Origin of the sequence: Sorangium sp. So ce394, assembly GCF_051474665.1 — a bacterium.
GTDB classification, from domain to species: Bacteria; Myxococcota_A; Polyangia; order Polyangiales; family Polyangiaceae; genus Sorangium; species Sorangium cellulosum_D.
This window is the reverse complement of sequence record NZ_CP150339.1, coordinates 8,678,984-8,702,711: the sequence shown is the minus strand read 5'-3', so window position 1 is coordinate 8,702,711 and position 23,728 is coordinate 8,678,984. Positions and strand designations below refer to the sequence as shown.

The window sequence follows — 23,728 nt, the reverse complement described above, 5'->3', positions numbered from 1 at the left end:
GCCGGCGCCGGCGTCAACCCGGGGCGCGCCGCCAGGTCCCGAGGAGCGACCAGCCGGTGAGCGTCCGCCGCACCGACACCAGCTGCATCTGCTCCCCGACGTCGAGGGCCGCGAGGCGGCGCTCGTCGAACTTGCTCGGGTGGATGTGCTTGCGCGAGAAGCCGTCGCGGCGCGCGATCCACTCGAGCACCGTGGCCTCGAGGAGCGGCAGCGTGGACAGCCGGCCATAGTTCGGGGTCGTGAGCAGCAGGGTGCCGCCCGGCGCGAGGCGCGCCGATAGCCCGCGCGCCCAGCGCGACGGATCGAGGGTGTGCTCGACGACCTCCTTCGCGAGGACGACGTCGAACGGGCCGTCGAAGCCGCCGCCCGTCGGGAGCGCGTAGGGCCCCGGGCAGACGGCGAAGCGCGCCGCGCGCGCCGGGTAGAGGCGCCGGCACGCCTCGATGGCGCGCGCGTCGAGATCGCAGCCGTAGAGCTCGGTCGCGGGCGGCGCGCCGGGGATCTCGCCCTCGAGGCCGCAGCCGACGAGGAGCACGCGCGGCCGCGGGCCGCGGGCGGCGATGGCGCGCGCGAGGGGGCGGGTGAGCGCGCCGTGGTAAAGCGACCACGGGAACCGCTCGCGGCGGCGGTGGTTCGAGAAGTAGTCGCCGGGCGGCGCCGCCGGGTCAGCCATCGGGCCGCGCCCGCGCCACGAGCAGGTACTCGGCGGCCGCGTCGCCGCCCGGGGCGAGGCGCCCGACCGCGTTGACCACGGCGCGCGCCAGGTCGGCGGTGAGCGGGCGGAGCGCCGGCATCGCGATCCACCGGCCGGTGAGCTTGCGCATCACATAGCCGAGCAGGCTCGGGTACAGCATGAAGTCGAACGCCCACGAGGTCGGCCTGCCCGCGATGGGGCGCGTCTCCGTGAGGTCGAAGCCCGCCCGCGCGAGGTGGTCGCGCCAGCCCGCCTCGTCGTAGAGGTGGACGTGCGAAAAGACCCGGTCGAGCGCGTCGCCGTACGCCCGCGAGAGGCCGACCAGGCCCACGGCGCGCATCGCCTCGGGCAGCGCGAGGTGGAACGTCCAGTCGGGCGTGGGCACGATGAGCACGAGCCGCGCGCCGGGCTTGAGCGCGCGCCGGATGTTCGCGAGGGCCCCGTGGAGATCGGGCACGTGCTCGAGGCTGCAGTTGGCGATGGCGCTGCCGAAGAACCGCTCGGGCAGGTGGACGCTGACGATGTTGCCGCAGATGAGCGTCCGGTACGACGCGGTCCGCTGCGCGCGCTGCACCTCGGTCGGGTTGATGTCGATGCCCCACGCCTGCTTGTGCGGGTAGGCGAGGCGGGCGAACAGGCCGTCGCCGCAGCCGACGTCGAGCAGCGGCTCCGGCAGGTCGAGCTCGCGCACGGCGCGCAGCCGCACGCACTCGCGGATGGCGAGCGCCGCGGGCGCGAAGGCGTAGTAGGCGAAGAAGTCCTCCGCGTCGAGCGGCCACTCTCGGTCCATGGGAGCGCTCTTCACCCGTGGCGGCGCGCGGGGCGCCGGCGCGCGCGCGCTGCTTCCGTGGGGTGCGGCTCGTCGGTCGCTGCGGCGAGCGCGGTGAGCGCTCCGGGCGCGGGGGGCGGCAGGGGCATGCGCGCCATCCTACCATCGGCGCGGCGCTTCCCGAGCGCGGCGGGCGCCTGACGCTGACGGCGGAGCCCGACGCGCGGCGTCCCGCGGCTCCGGTGTGGGACCGCACCTGGCGCGGGGAGGGCAGGCGCCGCGCTCCTGCCGAGCACGCTCGACCTCGCCGCGCGGTGCGGACGCTTCTTACGATCGACGTCGTCCTTGATCTTCTTGGCCGCGACCTGCCGTTCTGTTCGACCGGCGGCGACGTCGTCGTGGCCGCTGCAGCAGGCCGAGACGGTGGCGCCGGCGCGATCTGCGGCGCGGAGCCGGGCGGCGACTCCATCGGCGGCGGTGGTATGGTTGGCATGACGGCGAACGAGCTCAACGTAGGAGGGACGGCGCGGTGAGCGGAGATGCGCACGGACGGGCAGGGAGCGGAGGGCCGGGGCGCGCGGCGGCGCCGGCGGCGAAACCCGTGGGCGCGGGGGATCGCGTCGTGCGGGCGGGCGACACCACGGTGCTCATCGCCGAGGAGAGCGGGCACTTCTGGCAGACCCTCTGGAATCACCCCGCCAACCGGGAGCTCAAGGCGGCGAGGAAACACCCGAACGTGCTGTTCCCGGGAGACCGCGTCACCGTGCCGCCCATCTCGCCGAAGGAGATCGCGTGCGAGACCGGCAAGAGGCACGTGTTCCGCCGGAAGGGGATTCCGGCGGAGATCGCCTTTCAGCTCAAGACGCAGGAAGGGAAGGTCCTCGTGGGGCGCAAGTACCTCCTGCGCATCGGGAAGCGCGAGTATGCGGGAGTGACCGGCGCGGACGGGACGCTCCGGCACTTCGTCGAGGCCACCGCCCGCACGGGCGAGCTCATCGTGTGGGTGCGGTTGCGGGGCCTGCCAGAGACGGTGTCCTGGACATTGGCCGTGGGCGATCTCGGCCCCGTCAACAGCCTGTCTGGCGCCCGCGGCCGGCTCCTCGCGCTCGGCTACGCGGAGAGGCAGGGATCCGCGATGGACGAGCACCTCCGCGCGGCGCTGATCCGGTTCCAGACGGATCAGGAATTGACGCCTACCGGCGAGATCGATCAGGCCACGATCGAAGCGCTGGAGAGAGCATACGGCTTCTGAGGGCGCGCCATGAACGAGGAACAAGCCGCGCTTCCGATCTCCGCAACGCCGCAGGCGTTGAACCCCGTGACGGTCGTCGAGGCGCGGTGCCCGGCGGTGTTCCGCGTCACCCCGGCGAGCGGCGGCGGCGCCACGGTCGCCCCGGAGATCAAGCTCGCTCGCCCGGGGGTGGTGCTCATGCCCACCATGAAGACGCGCGAGGACGGTGAGCTCGCCCGGAGCCAGCCGCTCGCGCTCGTGCAGCCCGATGCGGCCCCCGCGGCGCGTACGGTCGAGCTCGAGATCCGCTCGATCCCCAACTGCGTGCTCCACGCCGACCACACGATCGCGGACTCGGCCCGCTTCATCCGGCTGCCGATCTCCGGCGACGTGGAGGAGGAGCCCTCGGTCGACGATACGTCAGTGGACGAAGACGCACCCGCCGAGCCGGAACAGTCGGACATCGACGACCATTACAGCAGTGTCAATTACCTGGACAGTTTCGAACAGTCGAACGACCTCTCGTTCGGCCCCACCGCGGACGAGGCGCTCCTGTTCAACGTGGCGTACTCGGCGCTGCCGGGATACCACAAGGAGGAACTCCGCCGTAGCCCCATCGCGGCGCCGACGGGACCCTACCTCGGGGCGCTCCTGGGAAGTCAGCGACAGACGCTCTACCGCTACCGGTCCCGCCGGGAGATATGGCTCCGCCTCTTGAACAGAGATCCGGACCAGCAGACCATCGCGGAGGACGTCGCGCTGTTCACGCTGCCGCCCGTCCTCTTCGCGAGCTCGGTCCAGGCTCCTCTGCGCCTGTTCGTGGTGCGAAAGAGGGACACGGGGTCGAGCCCGGGCAACTTCGATGTGGTCGGTACGCTCGCCGACATCGCGCGGCAGGTCCAGATCCCTCTGACCCTCCTCGAGGGGGACGAGACAGGCGAAGACGTGTGGGCGCAGGATGCGGTGCACCTCGGCCACCTGGTCACGCCGGACGAGGTGCTCCACGTGGTCGTGCAGACCCCGCGGAGAGGGCACGGCAGCCTCGGGAACCCGGGGGTCGAGGCGGTGGTGGCGTCCTATCTGCCCGACGGTGAGACAGGGATCTTCGCGGAGCTCTTCAAAGATATCCCGACCAACAAATTGATGGACGGCGGCGGCAACCTCGTGGCGACTCCGCCGGTGCCGAACGCCACGCAGGCGCACCTCGACGACGATGCAGGGCCCGACGTATGCGCGCACCCCGAGGCGCCCTACGGCAAGATCCTCCTCGGCGATGGAGGTCCTCAGGGATCAGGTCGCCCGACCAAGGAGGTGTGGCGGTTCCTCGAATCGCAGCAGGTGCAGCCCGTGGTGCGAATCGACACGTCCTGGCTGCACGTGGGGCACACCGACGAGATCGTGAACTTCGTGCCTGCGTACGGGACGTGCGGCGTCACGAGCTGCGGCGGAGCCGGCTTCGCGGTGCTCTTCGCGTCACCGGACCTCGCGGTCCGCGTCCTCCAGCGCGTGCGCGCAGAACACGGGGAGGAGGACGCCCGCGTGGTCCGGGGGCTGCGCTCGAAGAACAGCTCGATCAACTTCTCGGCGCCCGGGGACGCCGCTCCTCTGCCGGCGTACAGGCTGGTCGACGACGACGCGGAGCGGCCCGTCGACCGCGCGGCGCACACCTGGGCGAGGAAGCTCGATCACATCCGGCAGCGGCTCGTCGCGACGCTCGCGCTGAACGGCGACGGCCGTGACATCCTGGCGGTTCCCGTCCTGTTCACGCCGGCGAACGCGAAGGTGGGAGCCCAGTTCCCGGACATGGTGAACATGGTGGCGCTCGGATCTACCATCCTCCTGCCGAAGCCGTGGGGACCGCGCCTGACCGTCGCGGCGGCGCGGAAGGTCCTCGTCGGGCTCGAACGGATCACGGAGGGGATGGTCGACGCGGCCCAGCTCGGCGATCACGCCGCGGAGCTCTTCTGGGCGGCGCCCGGCATGGAGGCGCAAGAGGTGCGGGAGGCGTTCACCAGGGGCGGCGCCACATCGGTGGAGACCATCGCGAACGCGGGAGACGACCACGTGGTCGGCTGGCACGCGCTGCCCGACGGGCTCGACGCGGTGCCGAAGGGCTGGACGCTTTACAAGATCACGCAGACGTCCGTCGATATCTTCGAGGCCTACATCCGTGTCCGGTTCCGCCCCCTCGGGCTCACTCCGGTGTTCGTGGACGACTGGGTCTGGTACCACATCGGCGGAGGAGAGCTGCACTGCGGGACGAAGGTCCGGCGGCAGCCGCACCAGGTGGCTGCGAAGGACGTGTGGTGGCAGAGGACCGATTATCACGACGTGGTGGACACATGGTGATCTCGGCCGCTCTCCAGCGGCAGCTAGAGGCGCTCTCCGATGCGCGGGGCGACGACCACCGCGCGGCACGCGCCCGGCTCCTCGAGGGCGCCGCGGCGAGCCGCGCCGAGATCGCGCGTCTGTCCGATGACGGGTCGGTCCGCTGGCCCGTGCGCTCCACGGCCGCGGCGCTGCTCCTGGCCCTCGACGCTCCGGCCCTCTTCGACAACGTGGAGCGATGGGCCCGCGGTGACTTCCGCCTGGGTCCCGGCGCGCCGCTCGGCGGCGCGCCGCTGCCCTCTCTCAGGGCCGAGCGCATCGCGGGCGCGGGGCCGCGGGTTCTCCCGCGCGCAGTCGAGCTGCTCTGGAACGAGCGCGATCGCATCGACGACGGCGGCGTGCTCGCGCTGGTGCTCGCGATCGGCGAGCTCGCCGCGCAGGGCGTTGATCGGTCGCTCGCCGCGCTCGCCGCGCTCGTCGAGGAGGGCGATGCCTTCGCCGCGGCCGCGGCCGCGGAGGCCCTGAGCCGCACGGGGAGCCGCACCGCCGTCGCTCCGCTCCTCGGCGCGCTCGGGGACGCGAGCCGCGATCTCGGGGTCCGCTGCGCGGCGGCGACCGGGCTCGGCCTGCTCCGCGCGAGCGAGGCGGCGGAGCGGCTCCTCGCGCTCTTCGTCGACCCCGGGACGCCCGCCCCGCTGCGCGTGGAGGTCGCGGTGCCTCTCGCGCGGATCGCGGGCGAGATCGCCGTCGCGCCGATCGTGGAGCGCCTGTCCGTCGAGACCGATACGAGGACCGTCCAGCGGATGGTCGATGCGCTGGCCGACACGCGCGCGCTGGCGGCGCTCGAGCCCGTCCGGAGGCTCGCGCGCGAGCACCCCGACGGGTTCGTTCGCGAGGCGGCGCGCGGCGCCGCGGACCTCCTCGCGCGGCGGGTCTCGGCGCGATGATCGGCGAGCGCGTTGTCCTCCGCGCCCTCGAGCCTGCCGACGAGGAGGCCTTTCTCACGATGAATCGGGAGAGCGAGGCCTTCCACGCGCCGTGGACCGCGTCCGTCCGTTCTCCGGCCGATCTCACGGCGTACCGGGCCAGGTGCCTGTCGCCGAGCTTCGAGGGGTGGATTGTCGTGCGGCGGGAGGACGGCGCGCTGGTCGGCGCCGTGACCCTGTCCGAAATGACCCGCACGCGCGCCTGCGTGGGGTTCCAGGTGGGCGTCGCCTTCGCGCGGAGAGGGTACATGACGGAGGCGCTGGGCCTCGTTTGCCTGCGGGCGCGAGCCCTCGGCCTCGCGCGGCTCGACGCCTCCATCCAGCCGTCGAACGAGGCCGCCATCGCCCTCGTGGAAAAGCTCGGATTCCGCCGCTCCCCGGCCGGCCGCCGCCTCCTGCGCGTGGCGGGCGCCTGGGTCGATCACGGTCTGTGGACAGTGACGCTGATTTCGCGCCACCATGGGGTCGAGGGCCCGGCCTGATCGGGCTCGACGAGCATGCGGAGCTTCAAGCGTCGGGACACACGCAGGGTCGTCCCGCATACGGATCTCCGCGTGCCCGGACGCTCGTGGCGTCGTCCCGCACGTGGATCCCTGAGCGCCGGGACGCATGCAGGGTCATTTTACCGGCAGATCTGTAAGCTTTACAACGCATGCAGGGTCGTTGCGCATGCGAATTTGTAAAAATTCATACGAAACTGGGGTCGCTGCCCAGAGGCTGCGGCCGCTCGGTCTGCCGGGATCGTCCTCCGGCGCTCACCGACCTTCGATGACCAGATCGCGGAGCGTCTCGTCGAGCTCGGCGCGCGCCATGGCCGCGTCCTCGACGCGCTGGGTGATCTTCGCGCCGATCTCCTCGGACTGCCGGGCCACCTCGGCGAGCCGGTCGAGCAAGGTCTGGCGGAGCTTGCCGGCCTGGGGCGTGCGCTCGATGGTCCTCAGGCTCTCGCGCAGCTCGGCGGCGCGGTCGATCAGCTCGGCGCGCTTCCGCCGCAGGGGGTCGAGCTCGTCGTTCGCCGCGTCGAGCGCGCGCCGGAGCGCGAGCGCGCGGTCCAGCCGCGCGCGGAGCTCGGCCGGGAGGCTCGATCCCTTCAGGTAGAGCGAGAGCCGATCGCTGTCGGCCTGGACGAGCGGGATCTCGCGCTGGGACAGCCGCGTCTCCTCGACCACGACCTTCTGGGGCGCGCCGGGCGCGAGCTTCTTCTCGACGAGGCAGGCGTGCGGCGTCGCGTCCGTGCACCCCGGGAGGCCCAGCGGCTCGAACCCGGACGCCCTCGCGTGGCGGATGAGCAACGTCTCCGGCACGTCCCGGCCGGGCCTCACCTCGTAGACCGTCACGCGCCGGTACCGATCCTCCACGCGCAGCGCGCCGCGGGACAGCGACACGACCCGCACCGGCACCTCCGTGGTCATGCTCGTCGCGCGCACCTCGGTCGAGCTGTCGATGGCGTACGGGATCGTCGCGCTCTGCCCGGGCAGAAGGCGCGTGAGCACGCCCTCGCCCACGAACGTCCCGCCGGAGAAGATCGACACGGATCCGGGCTGGAGGCCGAGCGCGCTCCGGTTCTCGATCTGCGCTGCGCGGAAGGGGTGGGTCGCGCTCGCGGGCGCCGCGGGATCGGGGCGGAACAGGAGGACGTCCTCGCCCGCGACCGAGCGGTTGATGAGCGTTATCAGCGCCGACGACTTCTTCGGGAGCGTCACCGGGTTCGCGATCGCGTACCGGAAGGCCCCGGCCACGGCGTCCACGCTCGCCGCGCCCTCCGGCACCTTCGCCATCGCCTCGGGCGTGACGGCCGGCGCCTCGCGCTCCGGGCTGGGGTCCTGCGGCTGTGGCCTGATGTCCCGGGCGTGCAGCGAGACGCGGCGGTTGCGCTGCCGGTTTTCCTCGGTGTCGTTGGCGGCGAGGGGCATCTCGGCGCCGTGCGAGCGCGTCACGAGCTCGGCCGTGACCCCGAGCTGGAGGAGCGCCGCGCGCACGGCCGCGGCGCGCCGGGCCGCGAGATCCGCCGCGCCGGCCTCGTCGGCCGAGGCGTGCCCCTCGACCTCGAACACGCGGATGTGCGGGACGCTCTTGATCGTGCGCGCGATCTCCTCGATGAGCGGCCTCGCGCGCGGCGGGATGACGTCCGAGCCCTTGTCGAAGGGCACGGGGCTCAGGATCTGGAGCTCGCTGCTGATGGCGCGGACCGCCAGCGGGCAGCCGTGCCGCGCGGGCAGCGGGCTCGCCGAGCCGGGCTCGCGCGGGCAGGCGTCCTCGTGGTCGAACACGCCGTCGCGGTCGGCGTCGGGCCCGGGCGAGCTCTCCGCGAGCACGGGGGCGAGCGCGCCGCCGTCGCCGTCGTAGACGCCCTTCAGCTCCGGCCTGTCGAGCATCGCCGGCGTGCGCAGGTTCGAGGCGTAGGAGAGCGGCGCGCCCGTCGCGAGGGTCACGTTGACCTCGCTCCAGTCCTCGTCGCCGATGTTGCTGATGAGCGCCCAGGCCTGGAGGAGCGCCCGCTTCTCCTTCTGCCCCTTGGCCGGCAGGATCACGCGGTAGGTCGCCTTCCAGGCGGCGGTCGGCACCGCGTACGCGATCGACACGGGCCGCTTCGCGGCCGGCGAGAAGACGAGCTCGACCTCGGCGGGATCCTCGGGTCCGGTCGCCTGCCCGGAGCGCGGCAAGAGCGCGCTCACGGTGGAGGGGGTGTCGTTCGGCCCGAGGTCCTGCTCGACGACCACCATGCTCTTCAGCACGTCGTCGACCTCGCGTTCCCGGAACCGGAGCGAGAGCCGCTCGCCCGGCATGACGCCGGTGCGCTCGAAGTAGCCGAGGCCGTTCTGGTACAGGACGACGTGCCGCAGGCGGAGGTCGGGCGACGGCCCTTTCGCCAGCGGTCCGGCGCACGCGGTGAGGGCAAGCGAGAGCGCCGCGAGGGAGGCGTGCTTCATGGGGGCGAGCTTTCCGTGAAGAAGGAGGTGGAGGCGCGGGGGCGCCGGCAGTGTACCCGACGGAGATCGGCGGCAAGCGGTCGAGCACGGCCGCGGCGCGGAGGCTCCTGGTCTCGAATGGCCTGGGTGCTCCTGCGAGGTCTCCGTGGGCGAGGCGTGGGTTGGAAGAACGCCGCGTTCGGGGGGGGCTGGTCGCCTTCAGGGCGAGATCGGTGGCTCGAGCGTGCCACCCTCATCTTCCGCTCGGCCGCGGATGTACTTGGATGCAAACTGACAAGCCAGCTCCACAGCGTGGAGCGGATCCGCACCGGCCAGCGGGCGATCGAACGCGATCTCCGCGCCCCACGCGATCGTTACGTTGATGCCCCAAGGCGCGGGATCGTCGGCGTCGCGCACCTGTCTGACATCAAACAGTCGCACCGTGATATCCTTAGGTGTGTCGCCCTTGAATTGGTACCTTAGCTCGATCATGCTCATCTGCACTTTCTGTCGCATTCGCGGTTGCAAGCGGCGAGTTTGTTGGTGCACTCCGACAAGCAGTTTTTGTCTCCCTTGGGGCAGTCCTGGCGACATCTCTCCCATATCTGGTAGCAGAGGTCCTTGCAGTGCTCCAAACAGTCGTTGGCTGCGCGCGTACCCCACTCGCAGGAGCTGCAAGACAGCGCCCCGGAGTCGGTCCCGACGCCGTAAACCTTCTCGCACCGCTCCTCGGCTTCGTCCAGTGATGCATGTTGGCCCTGGTATAGCGTCGTGCAGCTCGTCGTGCTTCCGCAAGTGGCCGAACCGGCCTTCCAGGTGACCGTGCACGTCACCGTTTGTGAGCTACATAAATCGAAGGAAGCATCGGCAAGTCGAGGAGTTCGCGGCGCATGCCCGAACCCGCCGGCTCCTGTCGGGGTGACGGTGCCAGCGCCGACTCCGCTCGTTTCTTCCATGGGGAGCCAGCACTCGCCCACGTCGTAGTTGCAAGCGATAAGACCGAGAAGCAGGACGGTAATAGCTCTGCTCATTTCGACTCTCCCCCGAATCTCCAAACGGGTCCAGCGGTGACCATCGCCATCAGGTTGCCGTGAAGAACACGGCTGCTCCCGCCGACCCAGTCCAAGTTGGCGCTCACAGACGCGCCCAAAGGATCGGAGAAATACCAGTCGGCCTGGACGTGGCCGCCCGGAGCAATTCCCACCACTCGGTTGCAGAGCGCGACACCGCAGACCGGCATCCAGTAGATCGAGAAGGACGGCCCGAGGCTGACCTTGCCTGCCTCCCAAGCGTACACAAGGGTGACCGCCGTTCGATCGTGGAGCCCCAACCGTTCTCCGGGAAGGACGCTGAACATGTTATGGATCTCGAGCAGAAAATCCCTCTCCTGGCGCCAGAGCAACCCAGCGAAGGGACTCACCGCAAGCTTGGGATTGGTCCCGACCTGGATCCCGCCCACGCTCACGCCACCGCTGAACTCGACAGCGTTGGCCGGCGCCGGAAGAAGGACGAGCGCACAGACACAGACGCACCGCAGGAGCGCGCGCGACTTCGCCTTCGGCCCGTGTGCCATGCCTTCCCCCGATGCCGGATGCTTCTCCGACCGGAAGGCGGCGTCAACGGCGATCTAGGCTATGATACGTCCCTGCTGTTCCTGTACCGGCGGGTCGGGCAGTGCTCAAAATTGAACATGAAGGCGGGAAGGCGGGAAGAAAAGGTCAATGATCTTCCTGCCTTCCCGCCTTCATGTGAACTCTCTCCGGGCAAATTGAGCACCACCGCGGGTCGAGCGCATCGGGGGGCGTCGGTGGATCGGAGCGCCCGCCAGCGGCCACGGTGCCGCCTCCGGACACCGGCTGACCAGCACGACATCACCTCGGCGCGGTAAAGGCGCCGCGGCCGAGGAATCTGCCGCCATGCCGCTGGCGGCCGGCATCTTCATGGCCGAGGTCGACATCCTCGGCCTGCTCGAGCCCTTCCTCGCCGGCTGATTATTTCTGCCGCACCACGCGGTTGCGCAGGACGCCGATCTTCTCGACCTCCAGCTCGACCACGTCGCCATCCTTGAGATAGCGCCCATGCTCCAGGCCGCAGCCGTCGCCGACGGTGCCGGAGCCGAAGAACTCGCCAGGATGGACGGTCTCGTCGGCCGAGACGCGCGCCAGCAGATCCTCGAATTTGTGGTGGATCGTGCTGGAATTGCTGTCGCACCAGGTCTCGCCGTTCACCCGCGCCTGCATCCGTAAGCGATACGGATCGCCGATCTCATCCGTCGTGACGAGGAATGGCCCCATGCTGTTGCCGGTGTCGAAATCCTTGCCTTTGCAGGGGCCGAGCATGCTCTGCATCTCGATGCTCTGCGCGTCGCGAGCGGAGAAATCGTTGAAGATGGTGAAGCCGAAGATGTGGTCGCGCGCCTCCGACGCCTTGATGTCCTTGCCCTTCTTGCCGAGGAAGAAGCCGAGCTCCAGCTCGAAATCCATCACCTGGCTGTAGCGCGGCCAGATGACGTCGCCATCCGGACCGATCACCGAAAAGCGATTGGATTTGTAATAGATCGGCATCCGATACCAGGCCGGCGCGACCTTGACCATGCCCAGCTTGACCAACCATGGGCCGAGCACGGGATGGCGCATCTTGGCGATCTGTTCCATCGCCTGCTGAACATGCTTCTCGAACAGCATGCTGTCGCGGATCTGCTCTGGCACCGGCACGGGCGCGTGCAGCTCGGCCTCCGACAGAGGCACACGGATCTCGGCCTTGGCATGCAGGTCGCGTACCCGCGCCATCGCCTCCTCGCCACCCTTGATGATCGACAGCATCTCCGGGAAGGCATCGCCGAGATCGACGATCATCGCGCCATCGCTGGTGAGGACGCCTGGCCGCATGGTCCCGCGCGGCGGATGACTGAAGGTGCAGAATCTCATCTGATCGCTCGCTTGTCCTGTGCTTCGATGACGGCGATGGCGCGGGTCCGGCCCGCGGGAGCGCCGCGGGGTGGTGGCCCAGTTGCCCCAGAGTGATTCACATGAAGGCGGGAAGGCAGGAAGATCATGGATCTGTTCTTCCCGCCTTCCCGCCTTCATGTTCAAATCCGGCCACCACCCGCCGCGGAGCTCGTGCGGAGAGCAGGAGACGGTGAAGACGAGAGGCGGCAGGGCGGCCGCCTTGGCCTCCTCAGCTGGTCTCCTCAGTTGACGTTGCCCGAGAGCCCCGCGGTGCCCGGGAACCCCATCGAGGTGCCGCCGGCGCCCCCCGAGCCGGCCGTGAGGACGTTGCCCCCGAACGTCACCGAGCTGCTGCCGACGCGGTAAAGACCGTACGATACGCCGCCCGCGCCGCCGCCGCCGTATCCACCCTGGCCGCCGTTGCCGCCGCGGCCGCCGTTGCCGCCGGCGCCGACCTCGCTGGTGCACACCGTCCCGCCGTTGCCGCCGTTGCCGCCGTTGCCGCCGGCGCCGCCGACGCCTCCCGCGCCGCCGTTGCCGCCGTTGCCGCTGGAGATCTGGTTGGCGATGAGCTGGAATCCGTTCGAGTTCACGAGGAACAGCCCGAACGAGCCGCCGCCCCCGTTGCCCCCGACGCCTCCGAGGCCGCCGCAGCCCCCGGCCCCGCCGCCGCCGCCGCCGTTGCCGGCGCCGTCGTTCGCGATGATGCCGCCCTGCCCGCCGCCGCCGCCGCCGCCGCCGGCCCCGTTGCCGTGCACACCCGTTCCGCCGGTGTTGCCCACCCTCGCCCGCCAGAGGTTGCCGGTGATCGTCCCGCCGTTGCCGCCGGTGCCGTTGAGCCCGGGCCCGCCGTTGGCGCCGTTCTGACCGTTCGCGCCCGGCTGCCCGGCCGAGTCGCTTCCCGGCGCGCCCCCGTTCCCGCCGAGCGACCCGCCCACGCCGTTCTGGCCGCCGCTGCCTGCGTGCTCCCCCTCAGGGCCCCCGTTGCCCCCGTTGCCGCCGGCGCGCCCGCAGGTCGACGTCCCCCCCGCGCCGCCGGTGCGCGTGCCCACGTCGTTGCAGCTACCCGCCCCGCCCGTCGACCCGTTGCCGCCCGCGTTGCCGGCCGCCCCGCTGCCGCCCGCCGCGCCCGGCGCCCCGTTGCCGGCCTCCAGCCTGCTGTTCTTCAGCGTCACCGCCGTGCAGTTGACGCACCGCATGGCGTAGTTCGAGGTCCCCGCCGACGACAAGCCCAGGTCCAAGGTCATGATCGTCAGCCGATCGAGCGTCGTGGGCGCGTTGATGTTCGTCCCCTCGACCGCCGCGGCGTAGCCGCCATCCGTGCTCCCCGAGCGTACGGTGACGATCGACGAGGCCGATCGCGCCCAGCCGAGCGCCCGGTTGTAGCCGCCGTAGAGCGACACGCCGCTCGTGAGGGTGACCCGGCCGTTGTAGAGCCCCTGCGAGATGTAGACCTGCGTCTTCCCCCGCACCACCGCCTCGTTGATGCCCCCCATGACCGTGAGCTTCGGCTGCGCCATCGTGCCCGGGGTGGTGATGGCGTCGCTCCCGTCCGTGGCGACGAAGATCGCCTGGCTCGCGTCGCCGTCGATGCCGTCGCAGTTCGCGTCGACGAACGCGTCGTCCGGCAGGTCCACGTCGCTCAGGAACGTGCACGCGTACTCGCAGCCGTTCGCGAGCGACCCGTCGACGTTGTAGAAGCCCGGCAGGCAGCCCTCGAAGGTGCACGCCCCCGCGCCGCACCCGACCGCCGCGTTCGGGATCGCCGCGGCGCAGTTCATGCCGCAGGCGCCGCAGTTCGCCGGATCCGTCGCGGTGCTGATCTCGCACCCGTCGGCGTCGATGCCGTTGCAGCTCGCGTACCCCGCGTTGCAGGCGATGAGGCCGCAGGCCCCCGCGACGCACGCCTCGGCGGCGTTCGCGAGCTCGCACGCCGCGCCGCAGGCGCCGCAGTGCGCGGCGCTCGTGCGCGTGTCGGCCTCGCAGCCGTTCGCCGCCTGGCCGTCGCAGTTGGCGAAGCCGGCCTCGCAGGCGCCGAGCACGCAGCTGCCGGCGAGGCACGACTCGGCGGCGTGCGGGAGCGAGCAGGCGATGTTGCAGCCGCCGCAGTTCGCGAGATCGCTCGCCGTGTGGACCTCGCAGCCGTCGAGGGCGCTCGCGTTGCAGTTGGCGAACCCCGGGTCGCACGCGCCGAGGACGCACGTCCCGCCGAGGCACGACTCCGCGCCGTTCGCGAGGTCGCACGCCACGCCGCAGGCGCCGCAGTTCGCGGCGCTGCTGTTGAGATTGACCTCGCAGCCGTTCGCCGGGTCGCCGTCGCAGTCGGCGTACCCCGCGGCGCACGCGCCGAGCACGCAGCCGCCGTCGACGCACGACTCGGTGGCGTTCGGGAGGTTGCACGTCGCGCCGCAGGCGCCGCAGTGCGCGGTGCTCGTGCTCGTGTCGACCTCGCAGCCGTTCGCCGGGTTGTCGTCGCAGTTGGCATAACCGGCCTCGCAGTCGCCGAGCACGCAGGTGCCGGCGAGGCACGACTCGGCGGCGTGCGGGAGCGAGCAGGCGATGTTGCAGCCGCCGCAGTTCGCGAGGCTCGTGCCGGTGTTGACCTCGCAGCCGTTCGCCGGGTCGTTGTCACAGTTGGCGAAGCCTCTGTCGCAGGCGCCCATCACGCAGACGCCCGAGAGGCAGACCTCGGCCGCGCCCGGGTAGCCGCACGAAACGCCGCAGGCGCCGCAGTTCGCGAGGCTCGTGCCGGTGTTGACCTCGCAGCCGTTCGTCAGGTCGCCGTCGCAGTCGGCGTAGCCGGCGTCGCACGCCCCGAACTCGCAGGCGCCGGCCACGCACGCCTCGCTCGCGTGGGCGAAGTCGCAGGCGACGTTGCAGCCGCCGCAGTGGGCCGCGCTGGTCAGGAGGTCGGTCTCGCAGCCGGTCAGCGCGTCGAGATCGCAGTCGGCGTGGTTCTCCGCGCACCCCATGATGTTGCAGTTGCCGCCGTTGCAGAACGCCGTGGTGTGCTCCTTGAGGCAGCTCGTCCCGCACGCGCCGCACGACCCGACGTCGGTCAGCAGGTTGGTCTCGCAGCCGTTCGTGGGGTTGCCGTCGCAGTCGGCGAAGTGGTCGGTGCACGACGACACCGTGCAGACCCCCTCGATGCAGCCGGTGGTCCCGTTCGGGGAGACGCACAGCTGCTCGCACGCGCCGCAGTGGGCCGCGCTGGTCAGGAGGTCGGTCTCGCAGCCGTTGTCCGGCTCGTCGTCGCACGCCGCGGTCCCCACCGGACAGCTGCCCGACCGCCCGATGACGGGCACCACCACGTCGGGCGCGCGCGCGCTGCCGATCTCGGCCTCCACGGTCACCCGATCGGCGGGCAGCGGCCCGGCGACGCCCCTCGAGGTGAACGTCACCTCGAAATAGAGCGCGCCGCCCGGCTCGCTCTCGGCCGGCAGCGTCTCGGCGGCGCGGATCCACGCGCCCGGGCTCGCCGGATCGGGCTCGTAGCGCGCCGGCTGGACGGCGAAGTCGGCGCTGGCGATGCCGGCCTCGGTGAAGACGACGTCCTTCCCGGTCTGGTTCTCGACGCGGAACAAGCGTGTCCGCTGCCGGCCGGCCGACACCGACGCGAAGTCGAGGACCTCGGGGCTCGCGCACGCGCCGGTCGGCCCTCCGTCATTGAGGACGCAGAGCTCGAGCTTCCCGCTCGCGGCGCCGCCAGCGCCGCCGCCGCCGCCGTCGCCGCCGCCGCCGCCCGCGCCGCCGAGACCTCCGCTGCCGCCCGCGCCGCCGGTCCCGGCCGGCCCTGTCGGGACCTCCGAGCCCCCCGCGCAGCCGGTTGCGGCGAGCGAGGCGACCAAAGCGAGCACGGGGACGAGCGGCGCCACCCGGACGAACAGCGTGGCGAGGTTCGGACGCAGAAAATTCCTATCGCGCGCCATAAACCCAGTGGAGCTCAGAGGCCTTACGCTGTCTACAGATCTCGCGGCCGCCGGAACGAGACCTGGCGCGATGGCCAAATTGGCCTTCCCTGCGTCCCCGATGGATGGAGGCCAATATCGCACCTCGCCGCATTGCGCAGCGTCACTTCGCTGGCCGCCTGGACGCGCCGCGTTCCTCGGGCGGCGGGCCGCCGGCCGTGGTTTGACGCGCGTGGGGCGCACGGCGCGTCGCGGGCGCCTGCCCAGCTCGACCGGCGCTCCGGGGTCGCGCCGGATCGTCCACGACGCCAGGGGTGGCCGGGTCCTGTCCTCTCTTCAGCGATGAGGCGCGCGGCGCGTCGAGCCCGACTCCACGGGTCGCTCGCGTCGTGACGTTCTCCTCGGGTCGTTTCAGCAGCACGAGCGAGCCGCCGGTTCCCTGGACCCGAGCGCGTCCGGGCGCCGCCGGTGACAACATTTTATCCAGGGGTATTCGGCGCAGAAAACAAACTTGCGCCATGACGAAAATGCGAGAAAAGGAGTGATCATGCAGCCCATGACAAGGCATTCTATGTCTGGGCGATGGCCGACGAAAGCGCCCCCCGGACGAGGTGAGTGCCATGTACACGTGGGCGAGGCGGTTCATCGTTCCTGCGCTGTTCACGACGAGCTGCGCGTCGATGCTCGGGTGCATCGCGAACATCGGCGGCCTGGATGACGAAGAGGAGAGCAGCGGGCCTGGCGCCGGGCCCGGCAGCGGGCCTGGCGCCGCCGCCGGCACCGGCGGGGGCGGTTCGACGGGCGCCGGCCCCGGCGTCGAGCCGACGGTGTGCGTGCCGGGCGTCCCGCGGACGTCGGCGCTGCCGCGCCTGACCAAGGCGCAGTACGACAACACGATTCGCGATCTGGTCGGCATCGACAGCCAGCCTTCGTCGATGCTCGCGCCGGACGGGGTCGGGAGCGTCGATCAGCGCGCGTGGGACGGGTACAAAACCGCGGCAGAGACGGTGGCGGCGGCGGTGATGGCGGACCCCGGCGCGCGCGCCAAGGCCATCCCCTGCACGCCGGAGGGCGACGGCACCGCGTGCGCGCACAGGCTCATCGATGCGCTGGGGCGGCGCGCCTTCCGGCGCCCGCTCACCGACGAGGAGCGGGGGCGCTTTCAGGCCCTCTACGCCCGCCGCCAGGAGCTCACGGAGACCGGCTCGTTCGACGACGGCGCCCAGCTGATCATCGAAGGGTTCCTGGTCTCCCCCTCCTTCCTGATGCGCGCGGAGATCAACGAGACGCCCGAGGGCGAGCACTTCGCGCTGAACAGCCACGAAGTGGCGTCGCGCCTCTCGTACCTGCTGTGGGGGAGCATGCCGGACGACGCGCTGTTCGCCGCCGCGGACGCCGACGCGCTGCTCACGCCGGAGCAGATCCTCGCGCAGGCGCGGCGAATGCTGGCGGATCCCAAGAGCCGCGGCATGGTCAAGGCCTTCCACGAGCACTACCTGCACATGGGCCCGGGCACCCGCTGGTCGAACATCCAGCGCGATCCGGCGGCCTTCCCGGACTTCGACGCTTCGATGGTCCCTCTCTTGTCCGAGGAGACCGATCGCTTCATCGAGCACGTGGTCTTCGACCAGGCCGGGACGTTCCAGGAGCTCGTCACCACGCCGGTGGGCTTCGTCAACGCCTCCCTGGCGCCGCTCTACGGCCTGGATCCTGCGCAGTTCAACGGCGCGGAGCTCGTGCCGGTCGATCTCGACCCGACGCAGCGCTCGGGCCTCTTCACGCGCCTCGGCTTTTTGGTGTCGCACTCGGGGTACGACCGGACGTCGCCCATCCTGCGCGGCGCGTTCCTGCAGAAGGAGGTCCTGTGCGCGGACATCCCGCCGCCGCCGCCGATGGTGGAGGGCACGCCGTTGCCCACGGACGAAGACCTCACGACCAACCGCGCTCGCGTCGACGCGCAGACGGCCCCGGACGCGTGCAAGTTCTGCCACCACACGTACATCAACCCGACGGGCTTCGCGCTCGAGGCGTACGACGCCGTGGGGGCCTACCAGCAGACCGAGTCGTTCTCGGGCGCGCCCATCGACACGCGGGTGAGCGTCGACATGGGCCAGAGCGTCGTGGAGCTCGACGGCCCGGTGGCGCTCTCCGAGGCCATCGCGAGCTCGCCGGAAGCGCAGAAGTGCTACGTGAGAAAGTGGGTCTCGTTCGCTTACGAGCGCGAGCTCAACAGCGAGGACTCCTGCACCGTGGACGAGCTGAGCGCCAAGCTCACCCAGGGCGGCTACACCGTCCTCGACCTGATCGCGGACCTCACACAGAGTCAATCGTTCCGAGTTCGTGCCCTGCAGACGGAGGTGGCGCCGTGAACCGAAGGCTATTCCTACGCGGAATTGGTGGCGCAGCGCTCGCGGTCCCCTTCTTGAATTCGCTCGTCCGCTCCGCGCGAGCGCAGGAGGTCCCGTCGCCGCGGCGCCTGGTGATCTTTTATACGAACAACGGTTGCCTGACGAACCGCTGGTTCCCGACGATCGAGAGCGGGTCCGGGAGCGTCACCGCGGCGTCCCTGGAGGCGGTGCAGGCGGACGGGAAGCCTCGGACCCTCGCAGCGCTCGCCCCCTTCGCGGCGAAGCTGCTCTTCCCGCGCGGGCTCGCGATGCCGCTGAACGGCTTCAACAACAAGGTGGACGGGGTGGTGCATTTCGATCCCCACGATCAGGGCATGGGCAGCAAGCTGACCTGCGCGCCCCTCGATCCCGCCGGGGAGCACTGGGCGCTGTCGCACTCGCTCGACCACGAGATCGCGCAGCGCTTCAACCAGGGCACCAACAAGTCCCCGCTCGTGCTCTCCGTCGGCAACGCGTTCACGAACGTCAAGGGCATCGTGTCGTACTCGGCGTCGAAGACGCCGTACGCGCCGGTGACCAACGCTCGCACGGTGTACAGCAGCCTGACCGGGCTCTTCGCGAGCGGCGCCGAGACCGAGGCGGATCATCGCGTGGCGCGCGGCGAGAGCATCATCGATCTGGTGAGCGCCGACCTGAGCGCCTTCAAGGCCCGCAAGATGAGCGCCCCCGATCGGAGGAAGGTCGACGACTGGCTCTCGCTGCTCCGCGAGACCGAGCAGCAGGTCGTCCCCTCGGCCTGCACCGAGGAGGCCGCGGTCGCGCTCGGCGTCACGGACGCCGCGCTCACCGAGGCGGGCTACCCCGCCCGCGGCGGCGGCTTCCCCAACAGCGAGAAGGTGTACACGCTCGGCAGCGAGATGATGATCCGCCTCATCGCCCTCACGATGATGTGCGACAGCAACCGCTCCATCGTGCTCCAGTGGCCGGGCTACGTGACGTTCAATTGGGATGGCATCGCCCACACCCACGATCATCACGGGCTCTCGCACCGGAACGGGAGCGCCGCCACCGGCGGCCAGTGCGTGAGCGGCGTCATCGAGCAGATCCACGAGATCGACCGCTGGTACGCGGGGCGCTACGCCAAGCTGGTGAAGACCATCGACAGCATCGCGGAGGGGGACGGCACCATGCTCGACAACTCCGCGGTCATGTGGCTGCCGGAGCTCGCCGATGGCAACGCGCACAACAACAACAACCTCCCCATCGTGATCGCCGGCAGCGCCGGCGGTTACCTCAAGCAGGGCGTGTCGGTGAACGTCGCCGGCGGGAACCTCGCGGTGGGCAACAGCGAGGCCAGCTGCGCGACCGGCGCGGAGGGCGAGGACAACAGCGGCAACACCGGCTCGTCGGGCGGGACGGTCCCGCTGAACAAGCTCTACACGACGTTGATCAACGCGCTCGGCGCCGGGATGCCCGACTGGGAACCGGTCGATCGCTTCGGCGTGTCGGATGCGGTCTCGGCTAGCTTCGGCGGCAGCGCTCCGTCGTTCACCACCGACGGCGCGGGCAAGGTCATCGACGGGCCCGGCATCAGCAATCCGGGGGAGATCGACGCCATCAAGGCGTGATGCGGGGGGAGGCCCTCGCGGCGCCGCTCGGGCGCGCGGGCCTCGCCTGGCGAGCTCGGCAGGACCGAGCTCCCGCGCCTCCTGGGCCAGCTCCGCGGGCACCCGCACGAGGCCCTGCTTCTCCTCGCCGACGGCGGCGGCGTTCCTCGTCCCGGGCGCCACGCGCGCCTCGGCAGACAGACCCCTGCTTCCAGATCTCCGCGGTGCGCACGTTTTCGTCGGGGCCTCCAGTCTCCTCGGGAATTATTCTGCGCCCCCGTGATCGCTTTCCGTCTCCGGACATGCCGCACCGATCGTAGGCTGCCCTACGATTTGTCGTCGGCTGCTCCGGTCGAGCCGGCGCGCCGCTGCGCGATGAAGCCATCACGACCCCGACGGCGCGTCTGCGCGGCGGACGCTGTCGAGAAGGAGTTTCATGCGAAAGTCGATGTCGTTCGTGCTCACGCCGCTGGCGTTCCTGCCGGCGCTGCTCCTGGGTTGCTCCGGCGAGGAGGCGCCGGGCTCGGCGGGGACGTCGCCAACATTTCATCGCGACGTCGAGCCGCTCTTGCAGAAGCACTGCATGAGCTGCCATTCCCCGGGGAACATCGCCCCGTTCGGTCTGACGACGTACGAGGAGGCGCGCTCGGTGGCGGGCCTGATGGCGCACGCCACGCGGGAGCGCACGATGCCGCCGTGGGGGGCGGAGGAGACCGACGAGTGCCAGCCCCCGTACGGCTGGAAGGATGATCTCCGGCTGAGCGAGGCCGAGATCGCCCTCCTCGAGGCGTGGTCTGCGGCGGGCAGCCCCGAGGGGGATCCTGCCGACGCGCCGCCGCCGTTCGTCCCCGGCGCCGGCGGGCTCAGCGGTGTCGAGCTGGAGGTCGCGCCGGAGGAGCCGTTCGTCGCGAGCGGCGATGCCGACCAGTTCCGGTGTTTCGTGATGGATCCTGGGCTCGCGGAGACGCGTTACATCAACGGCGTGCACATCGTTCCTGGCAACAGCAAGGTGGTGCACCACGCGCTCGTGTTCCTCGACCGGGAGGGCGCGGCGGACGAGCTCGCGGACGAGCACGGGGGATACGACTGCTTCGGCGGCCCCGGCTTCTCGGGCGAGCTCGTGGCCGCGTGGGCGCCGGGGGGCGTCCCGCTGGAGTTCGAGCCGAACATCGGCGCGGAGCTCCCGGCCGGCGCGCGGCTGGTGATGCAGGTGCATTATCACCCGGCGGGGACGACCGCGGACCCGGACACGACGCGCCTCCAGATGCGCTTCACCAAGGGGGTGCCGGAGTACTCGATGGGGGTCGCGCTGATCGGCAACTTCGAGTCGTCGGTGGACGGGGGCGGCGGGCTCCTGCCCGGCCCGAACGATGGGGATGACGCCGAGTTCTTGATCCCGGCCGGCGCGGAGGATCACGTCGAGACCATGCAGTTCCGGATGCCCGAGTCGGTGTCTGACACGGAGATGTACCTCTACGGCGCCGGAACGCACATGCACTATGTGGGCACGGACATGAAGGTCACCCTGGAGCACACGCGGGGCGATCCCGACAACGCTGCGAAGGAGTGCCTCGTGCAGACGCCGAGGTGGGACTTCTCGTGGCAGCGCGGGTTTTACTACGACGCTCCCATCGCGGAGCTCCCGCGCATCCACGGGGGCGATCTGCTCACGATGCGGTGCACGTACAACAACTCGAACAGCAATCCGTTCCTCGTGAAGGCGCTCCAGGAGCAGAACATGCCTGGCCCGGTGGACGTTCGCCTCGGCGAGAGCACGCTCGACGAGATGTGCCTCGCCGCGCTGATCTACCTCACCAAGAGACAATAACGAGCGCGAGCTCCGCCTCTCGCGAGCACGGAGCTCCCGTCTCCCGTCTTCCCTCCCCCGTCTCCCGTCATCCCTCATCCCTCTTCGTGCGCGTGCGCGTGCGCGTTCCCGTGGTCGCTCCGGTCCGTGCACGAGCGAGCACGGACACGCGCACGCGCACGCGCACGCGGACACGGTCGACAAACTCGGGCTGCACTGGATGAGGCAGCTCGCCGTTCCGTTCCTGGGCCGTCGCTCGCGCTTCGCGGGCTCCAGGCTTGCGGGTGGGACAGCGAAGACATCAGGGGAAGGAGTGGAAGATCGAGCGCCGGAGCGTGGGGCAACGAGCGGCGGGCGAGCGGATGGCGCTCGTGGTCGAGCGGTTGCTCCGTCGCGCCAGCGAGGCGGGCGTCAGCGGAGGGGGACATGAGCACGATAGGGATGTATGCACGGGTCTCGACAGGCCGGCAGGAGCAAGAGCGCACGATCGAGTCGCAGGTCGCGGCCATTGACCACCATGTTGCGGCGATGGGAGCGACGATCGACCCGGAGCACCGCTACCTCGACGATGGCTGGTCGGGCGAGACGCTTCGGCGCCCAGGGCTCGACGCGTTGCGCGACGCCGTAGCGCAGGAGCAGCTCGACGCCGTCGTGATGTATGACGCGGATCGGTTGGCGCGGCGCTTCGTTGATCAGCAAATTGTGCTTGACGAGCTCACGCGCAAGGGCGTTGAGCTCATCTTCATCCACGGCGGGGCTGCGCGCACCGACGAGGAGCGGATGGCGCTGTCGATGCGCGGGGTCTTCGCCGAGTACGAGCGCGCCAAGATCCTCGACCGGACCCGCCGTGGCATGCTGCATCGGGCACGCTCGGGCGCGCCGCCGGGGTGGGCCAATCCTCCGTACGGCTACCGATACCTGCCGGGAGCTCGGCATCAGCCAGGCACGGTGGTGGTCGAGGAGTGCGAAGCGTCGGTGGTACGCCAGATTTTCGCGTGGGTAGGCTACGAGGGCCTGCCCTTGCGGCACGTTGCGCAGCGGCTCGAGGAGCAAGGGACCGCGAGCCGCAAGGGTCGGCCATGGCAGACGAGCACGATCGGGGGGCTGCTGCGCAACCGTGTGTACGTGGGCTGTGCCCATCACCAGAAGTACGAGGCCGCTGAACCGCGGCGCCCGCGCGATCGGCGCCACTACCGCCGCCGGCGCAAGTCGTCCTTCCGGCGCCGGCCGGAAGAGCAGTGGATCGGTGCGAGCGTGCCGGCGCTCGTCGACCCGGAGCTGTTTGCCACGGTGCAGCAGCGCTTGCGCGACAACCGGCAGCGTACGGCGGGGCAGGTTAAGCGCCCCTATCTGCTGCGGGGGCTGCTGATCTGTACTGAATGTGGCCGAACGCTGTGGGGACGCGCCACGGATTCCGGCGGGCGCGGCGAGTACCGGTACTACACTTGCGGCGGGCGGGATCGGTTCAACGGGCGTGACGCCGCCCCGTGCCCGCGCCCCTCGCTGCGCGCCGAGGACGTCGAGCAAGTGCTCTGGCAAGACCTGGAGCGCTGGCTCCAGGAGCCCGAGCAGCTAGCGGCCCAGCTCGACGCGCAGCGCGATAAGGCCCACACGATGCTGGAGGCGTACGAGCGGGAGCGCCGACGTCTCGTGCGCGAAGCGCGAGCCATGGAGGGAGCGATCAGCCGGCTGGTGGACGCTTACCAAGCCGGAGCGATCACGCTCGACGAGCTTCGAGCACGCCGAGACCGACTCGACGAAAGCAAGCAGCAGTGCGAGGCACGGCTCGCGCAAGGGCAGCACGACCAGCGGCGTGCGCTGCAGCAGCGAGAGGTCGTCGACGAGCTCCGGCAGCTGAAGGAGCGGCTGCGCCGAGGGCTGGAGCGCTGCACCTGGGAAGATCGCCGAGCGATCGTGGAACTGCTCGTAGAGAAGGTCGAGGTGACGACCACGATGCTGCGCGTGCACTACATCGTGCCGCTAGACCTCCACGGTAGTGGGGCGGGCGGGCACGGCGACGCGCGCCACCGTACGGACAGGCCGAAGGGTAAGCTTTGTCGACCGTGTCCGCGTGGTCACGCGCACGCGCACGAGAGACGAGCACGGGAGACGGGAGACGGGGGAGGGAAGACGGGAGACGGGAGAATGGGCACGGGGGACGGAGGACGCGAGACATGACCGACGCGACGCCGA

The 23,728-nt window shown here is 70.7% G+C and carries 16 protein-coding genes; 9 read left to right on the top strand and 7 right to left on the bottom strand.

Features of this window, described 5'->3' with window-relative positions:
- Positions 1-13: 13 nt before the first annotated feature.
- Together WMF33_RS31930 and WMF33_RS31925 are read right to left on the bottom strand one after the other, a co-directional pair.
- Positions 14-673 (bottom strand): class I SAM-dependent methyltransferase, encoded by a 660-nt coding sequence (locus WMF33_RS31930; RefSeq protein ID WP_437332165.1) that lies wholly within the window; start codon positions 671-673, stop codon positions 14-16.
- The gene (locus tag WMF33_RS31925) at positions 666-1,484 is read right to left on the bottom strand and encodes a class I SAM-dependent methyltransferase (RefSeq protein WP_437332164.1); all 819 of its coding nucleotides are present in this window, start codon (positions 1,482-1,484) and stop codon (positions 666-668) included. The genes WMF33_RS31930 and WMF33_RS31925 overlap by 8 nt, the downstream gene beginning before the upstream one ends.
- Positions 1,485-1,777: 293 nt before the next feature.
- Here WMF33_RS31925 and WMF33_RS31920 point away from each other — a divergent pair, with 293 nt between their 5' ends.
- Genes WMF33_RS31920 through WMF33_RS31900 form a run of 5 tightly spaced genes read left to right on the top strand, consistent with a single transcriptional unit; the run spans position 1,778 to position 6,490 of the window.
- The gene (locus WMF33_RS31920; protein WP_437332163.1) at positions 1,778-1,996 is read left to right on the top strand and encodes a hypothetical protein; all 219 of its coding nucleotides are present in this window, start codon (positions 1,778-1,780) and stop codon (positions 1,994-1,996) included.
- The gene (locus WMF33_RS31915; protein ID WP_437332162.1) at positions 1,993-2,715 is read left to right on the top strand and encodes a peptidoglycan-binding protein; all 723 of its coding nucleotides are present in this window, start codon (positions 1,993-1,995) and stop codon (positions 2,713-2,715) included. The genes WMF33_RS31920 and WMF33_RS31915 overlap by 4 nt, the downstream gene beginning before the upstream one ends.
- Positions 2,716-2,724: 9 nt before the next feature.
- Positions 2,725-5,043 carry a protein-arginine deiminase family protein gene (locus WMF33_RS31910; protein WP_437332161.1) on the top strand — a complete coding sequence of 773 codons (2,319 nt, stop codon included), beginning with the start codon at positions 2,725-2,727 and terminating at the stop codon, positions 5,041-5,043.
- Positions 5,001-5,969, top strand: a complete 969-nt coding sequence (locus WMF33_RS31905; RefSeq protein ID WP_437332160.1) for a HEAT repeat domain-containing protein — start codon at positions 5,001-5,003, stop codon at positions 5,967-5,969. Before WMF33_RS31910 ends, WMF33_RS31905 begins: the two co-directional genes overlap by 43 nt.
- Positions 5,966-6,490: a GNAT family N-acetyltransferase gene (locus WMF33_RS31900; RefSeq protein WP_437332159.1), complete on the top strand. Its 525-nt coding sequence runs from the start codon at positions 5,966-5,968 to the stop codon at positions 6,488-6,490. Before WMF33_RS31905 ends, WMF33_RS31900 begins: the two co-directional genes overlap by 4 nt.
- A 273-nt stretch (positions 6,491-6,763) precedes the next feature.
- Here the strand turns inward: WMF33_RS31900 and WMF33_RS31895 are convergent, their stop codons facing one another.
- From WMF33_RS31895 to WMF33_RS31875, 5 genes are all read right to left on the bottom strand, one after another.
- Positions 6,764-8,938 (bottom strand): OmpA family protein, encoded by a 2,175-nt coding sequence (locus tag WMF33_RS31895; protein WP_437332158.1) that lies wholly within the window; start codon positions 8,936-8,938, stop codon positions 6,764-6,766.
- A gap of 198 nt (positions 8,939-9,136) precedes the next feature.
- Positions 9,137-9,415, bottom strand: coding sequence for a hypothetical protein (locus tag WMF33_RS31890; protein ID WP_437332157.1), 279 nt, complete (start codon positions 9,413-9,415; stop codon positions 9,137-9,139).
- 529 nt (positions 9,416-9,944) lie between these two features.
- Entirely contained in the window at positions 9,945-10,490 is a 546-nt protein-coding gene (locus WMF33_RS31885; RefSeq protein ID WP_437332156.1) for a hypothetical protein, read from the bottom strand.
- A gap of 418 nt (positions 10,491-10,908) precedes the next feature.
- Positions 10,909-11,844, bottom strand: coding sequence for a fumarylacetoacetate hydrolase family protein (locus WMF33_RS31880; RefSeq protein WP_437332155.1), 936 nt, complete (start codon positions 11,842-11,844; stop codon positions 10,909-10,911).
- A 263-nt stretch (positions 11,845-12,107) separates the two neighbouring features.
- Positions 12,108-15,794: a hypothetical protein gene (locus WMF33_RS31875; protein ID WP_437332154.1), complete on the bottom strand. Its 3,687-nt coding sequence runs from the start codon at positions 15,792-15,794 to the stop codon at positions 12,108-12,110.
- Between the two features lie 599 nt (positions 15,795-16,393).
- On the opposite strand from WMF33_RS31875, the gene WMF33_RS31870 reads away from it, so the two are divergent.
- The 4 genes from WMF33_RS31870 (at position 16,394) to WMF33_RS31855 (ending at position 23,713) form a co-directional block, all read left to right on the top strand.
- Entirely contained in the window at positions 16,394-18,142 is a 1,749-nt protein-coding gene (locus WMF33_RS31870) for a DUF1592 domain-containing protein (protein WP_437332153.1), read from the top strand.
- Entirely contained in the window at positions 18,139-19,749 is a 1,611-nt protein-coding gene (locus WMF33_RS31865) for a DUF1552 domain-containing protein (RefSeq protein ID WP_437332152.1), read from the top strand. Before WMF33_RS31870 ends, WMF33_RS31865 begins: the two co-directional genes overlap by 4 nt.
- A 562-nt stretch (positions 19,750-20,311) precedes the next feature.
- Positions 20,312-21,556: a hypothetical protein gene (locus WMF33_RS31860; protein WP_437332151.1), complete on the top strand. Its 1,245-nt coding sequence runs from the start codon at positions 20,312-20,314 to the stop codon at positions 21,554-21,556.
- A gap of 405 nt (positions 21,557-21,961) precedes the next feature.
- Positions 21,962-23,713, top strand: coding sequence for a recombinase family protein (locus WMF33_RS31855; protein ID WP_437332150.1), 1,752 nt, complete (start codon positions 21,962-21,964; stop codon positions 23,711-23,713).
- Positions 23,714-23,728: the final 15 nt, after the last annotated feature.

What these genes read in the sequence shown, in the direction of transcription:
- WMF33_RS31860 (WP_437332151.1), top strand. Translation starts at nt 20,312, where the DNA reads ATGAGCTGCCATTCCCCGGGGAACATCGCCCCGTTCGGTCTGACGACG.
- WMF33_RS31925 (WP_437332164.1), bottom strand. Translation starts at nt 1,484, where the DNA reads ATGGACCGAGAGTGGCCGCTCGACGCGGAGGACTTCTTCGCCTACTAC.
- WMF33_RS31910 (WP_437332161.1), top strand. Translation starts at nt 2,725, where the DNA reads ATGAACGAGGAACAAGCCGCGCTTCCGATCTCCGCAACGCCGCAGGCG.
- WMF33_RS31895 (WP_437332158.1), bottom strand. Translation starts at nt 8,938, where the DNA reads ATGAAGCACGCCTCCCTCGCGGCGCTCTCGCTTGCCCTCACCGCGTGC.
- WMF33_RS31880 (WP_437332155.1), bottom strand. Translation starts at nt 11,844, where the DNA reads ATGAGATTCTGCACCTTCAGTCATCCGCCGCGCGGGACCATGCGGCCA.
- WMF33_RS31890 (WP_437332157.1), bottom strand. Translation starts at nt 9,415, where the DNA reads ATGAGCATGATCGAGCTAAGGTACCAATTCAAGGGCGACACACCTAAG.
- WMF33_RS31930 (WP_437332165.1), bottom strand. Translation starts at nt 673, where the DNA reads ATGGCTGACCCGGCGGCGCCGCCCGGCGACTACTTCTCGAACCACCGC.
- WMF33_RS31855 (WP_437332150.1), top strand. Translation starts at nt 21,962, where the DNA reads ATGAGCACGATAGGGATGTATGCACGGGTCTCGACAGGCCGGCAGGAG.
- WMF33_RS31885 (WP_437332156.1), bottom strand. Translation starts at nt 10,490, where the DNA reads ATGGCACACGGGCCGAAGGCGAAGTCGCGCGCGCTCCTGCGGTGCGTC.
- WMF33_RS31875 (WP_437332154.1), bottom strand. Translation starts at nt 15,794, where the DNA reads ATGGCGCGCGATAGGAATTTTCTGCGTCCGAACCTCGCCACGCTGTTC.
- WMF33_RS31900 (WP_437332159.1), top strand. Translation starts at nt 5,966, where the DNA reads ATGATCGGCGAGCGCGTTGTCCTCCGCGCCCTCGAGCCTGCCGACGAG.
- WMF33_RS31870 (WP_437332153.1), top strand. Translation starts at nt 16,394, where the DNA reads ATGTACACGTGGGCGAGGCGGTTCATCGTTCCTGCGCTGTTCACGACG.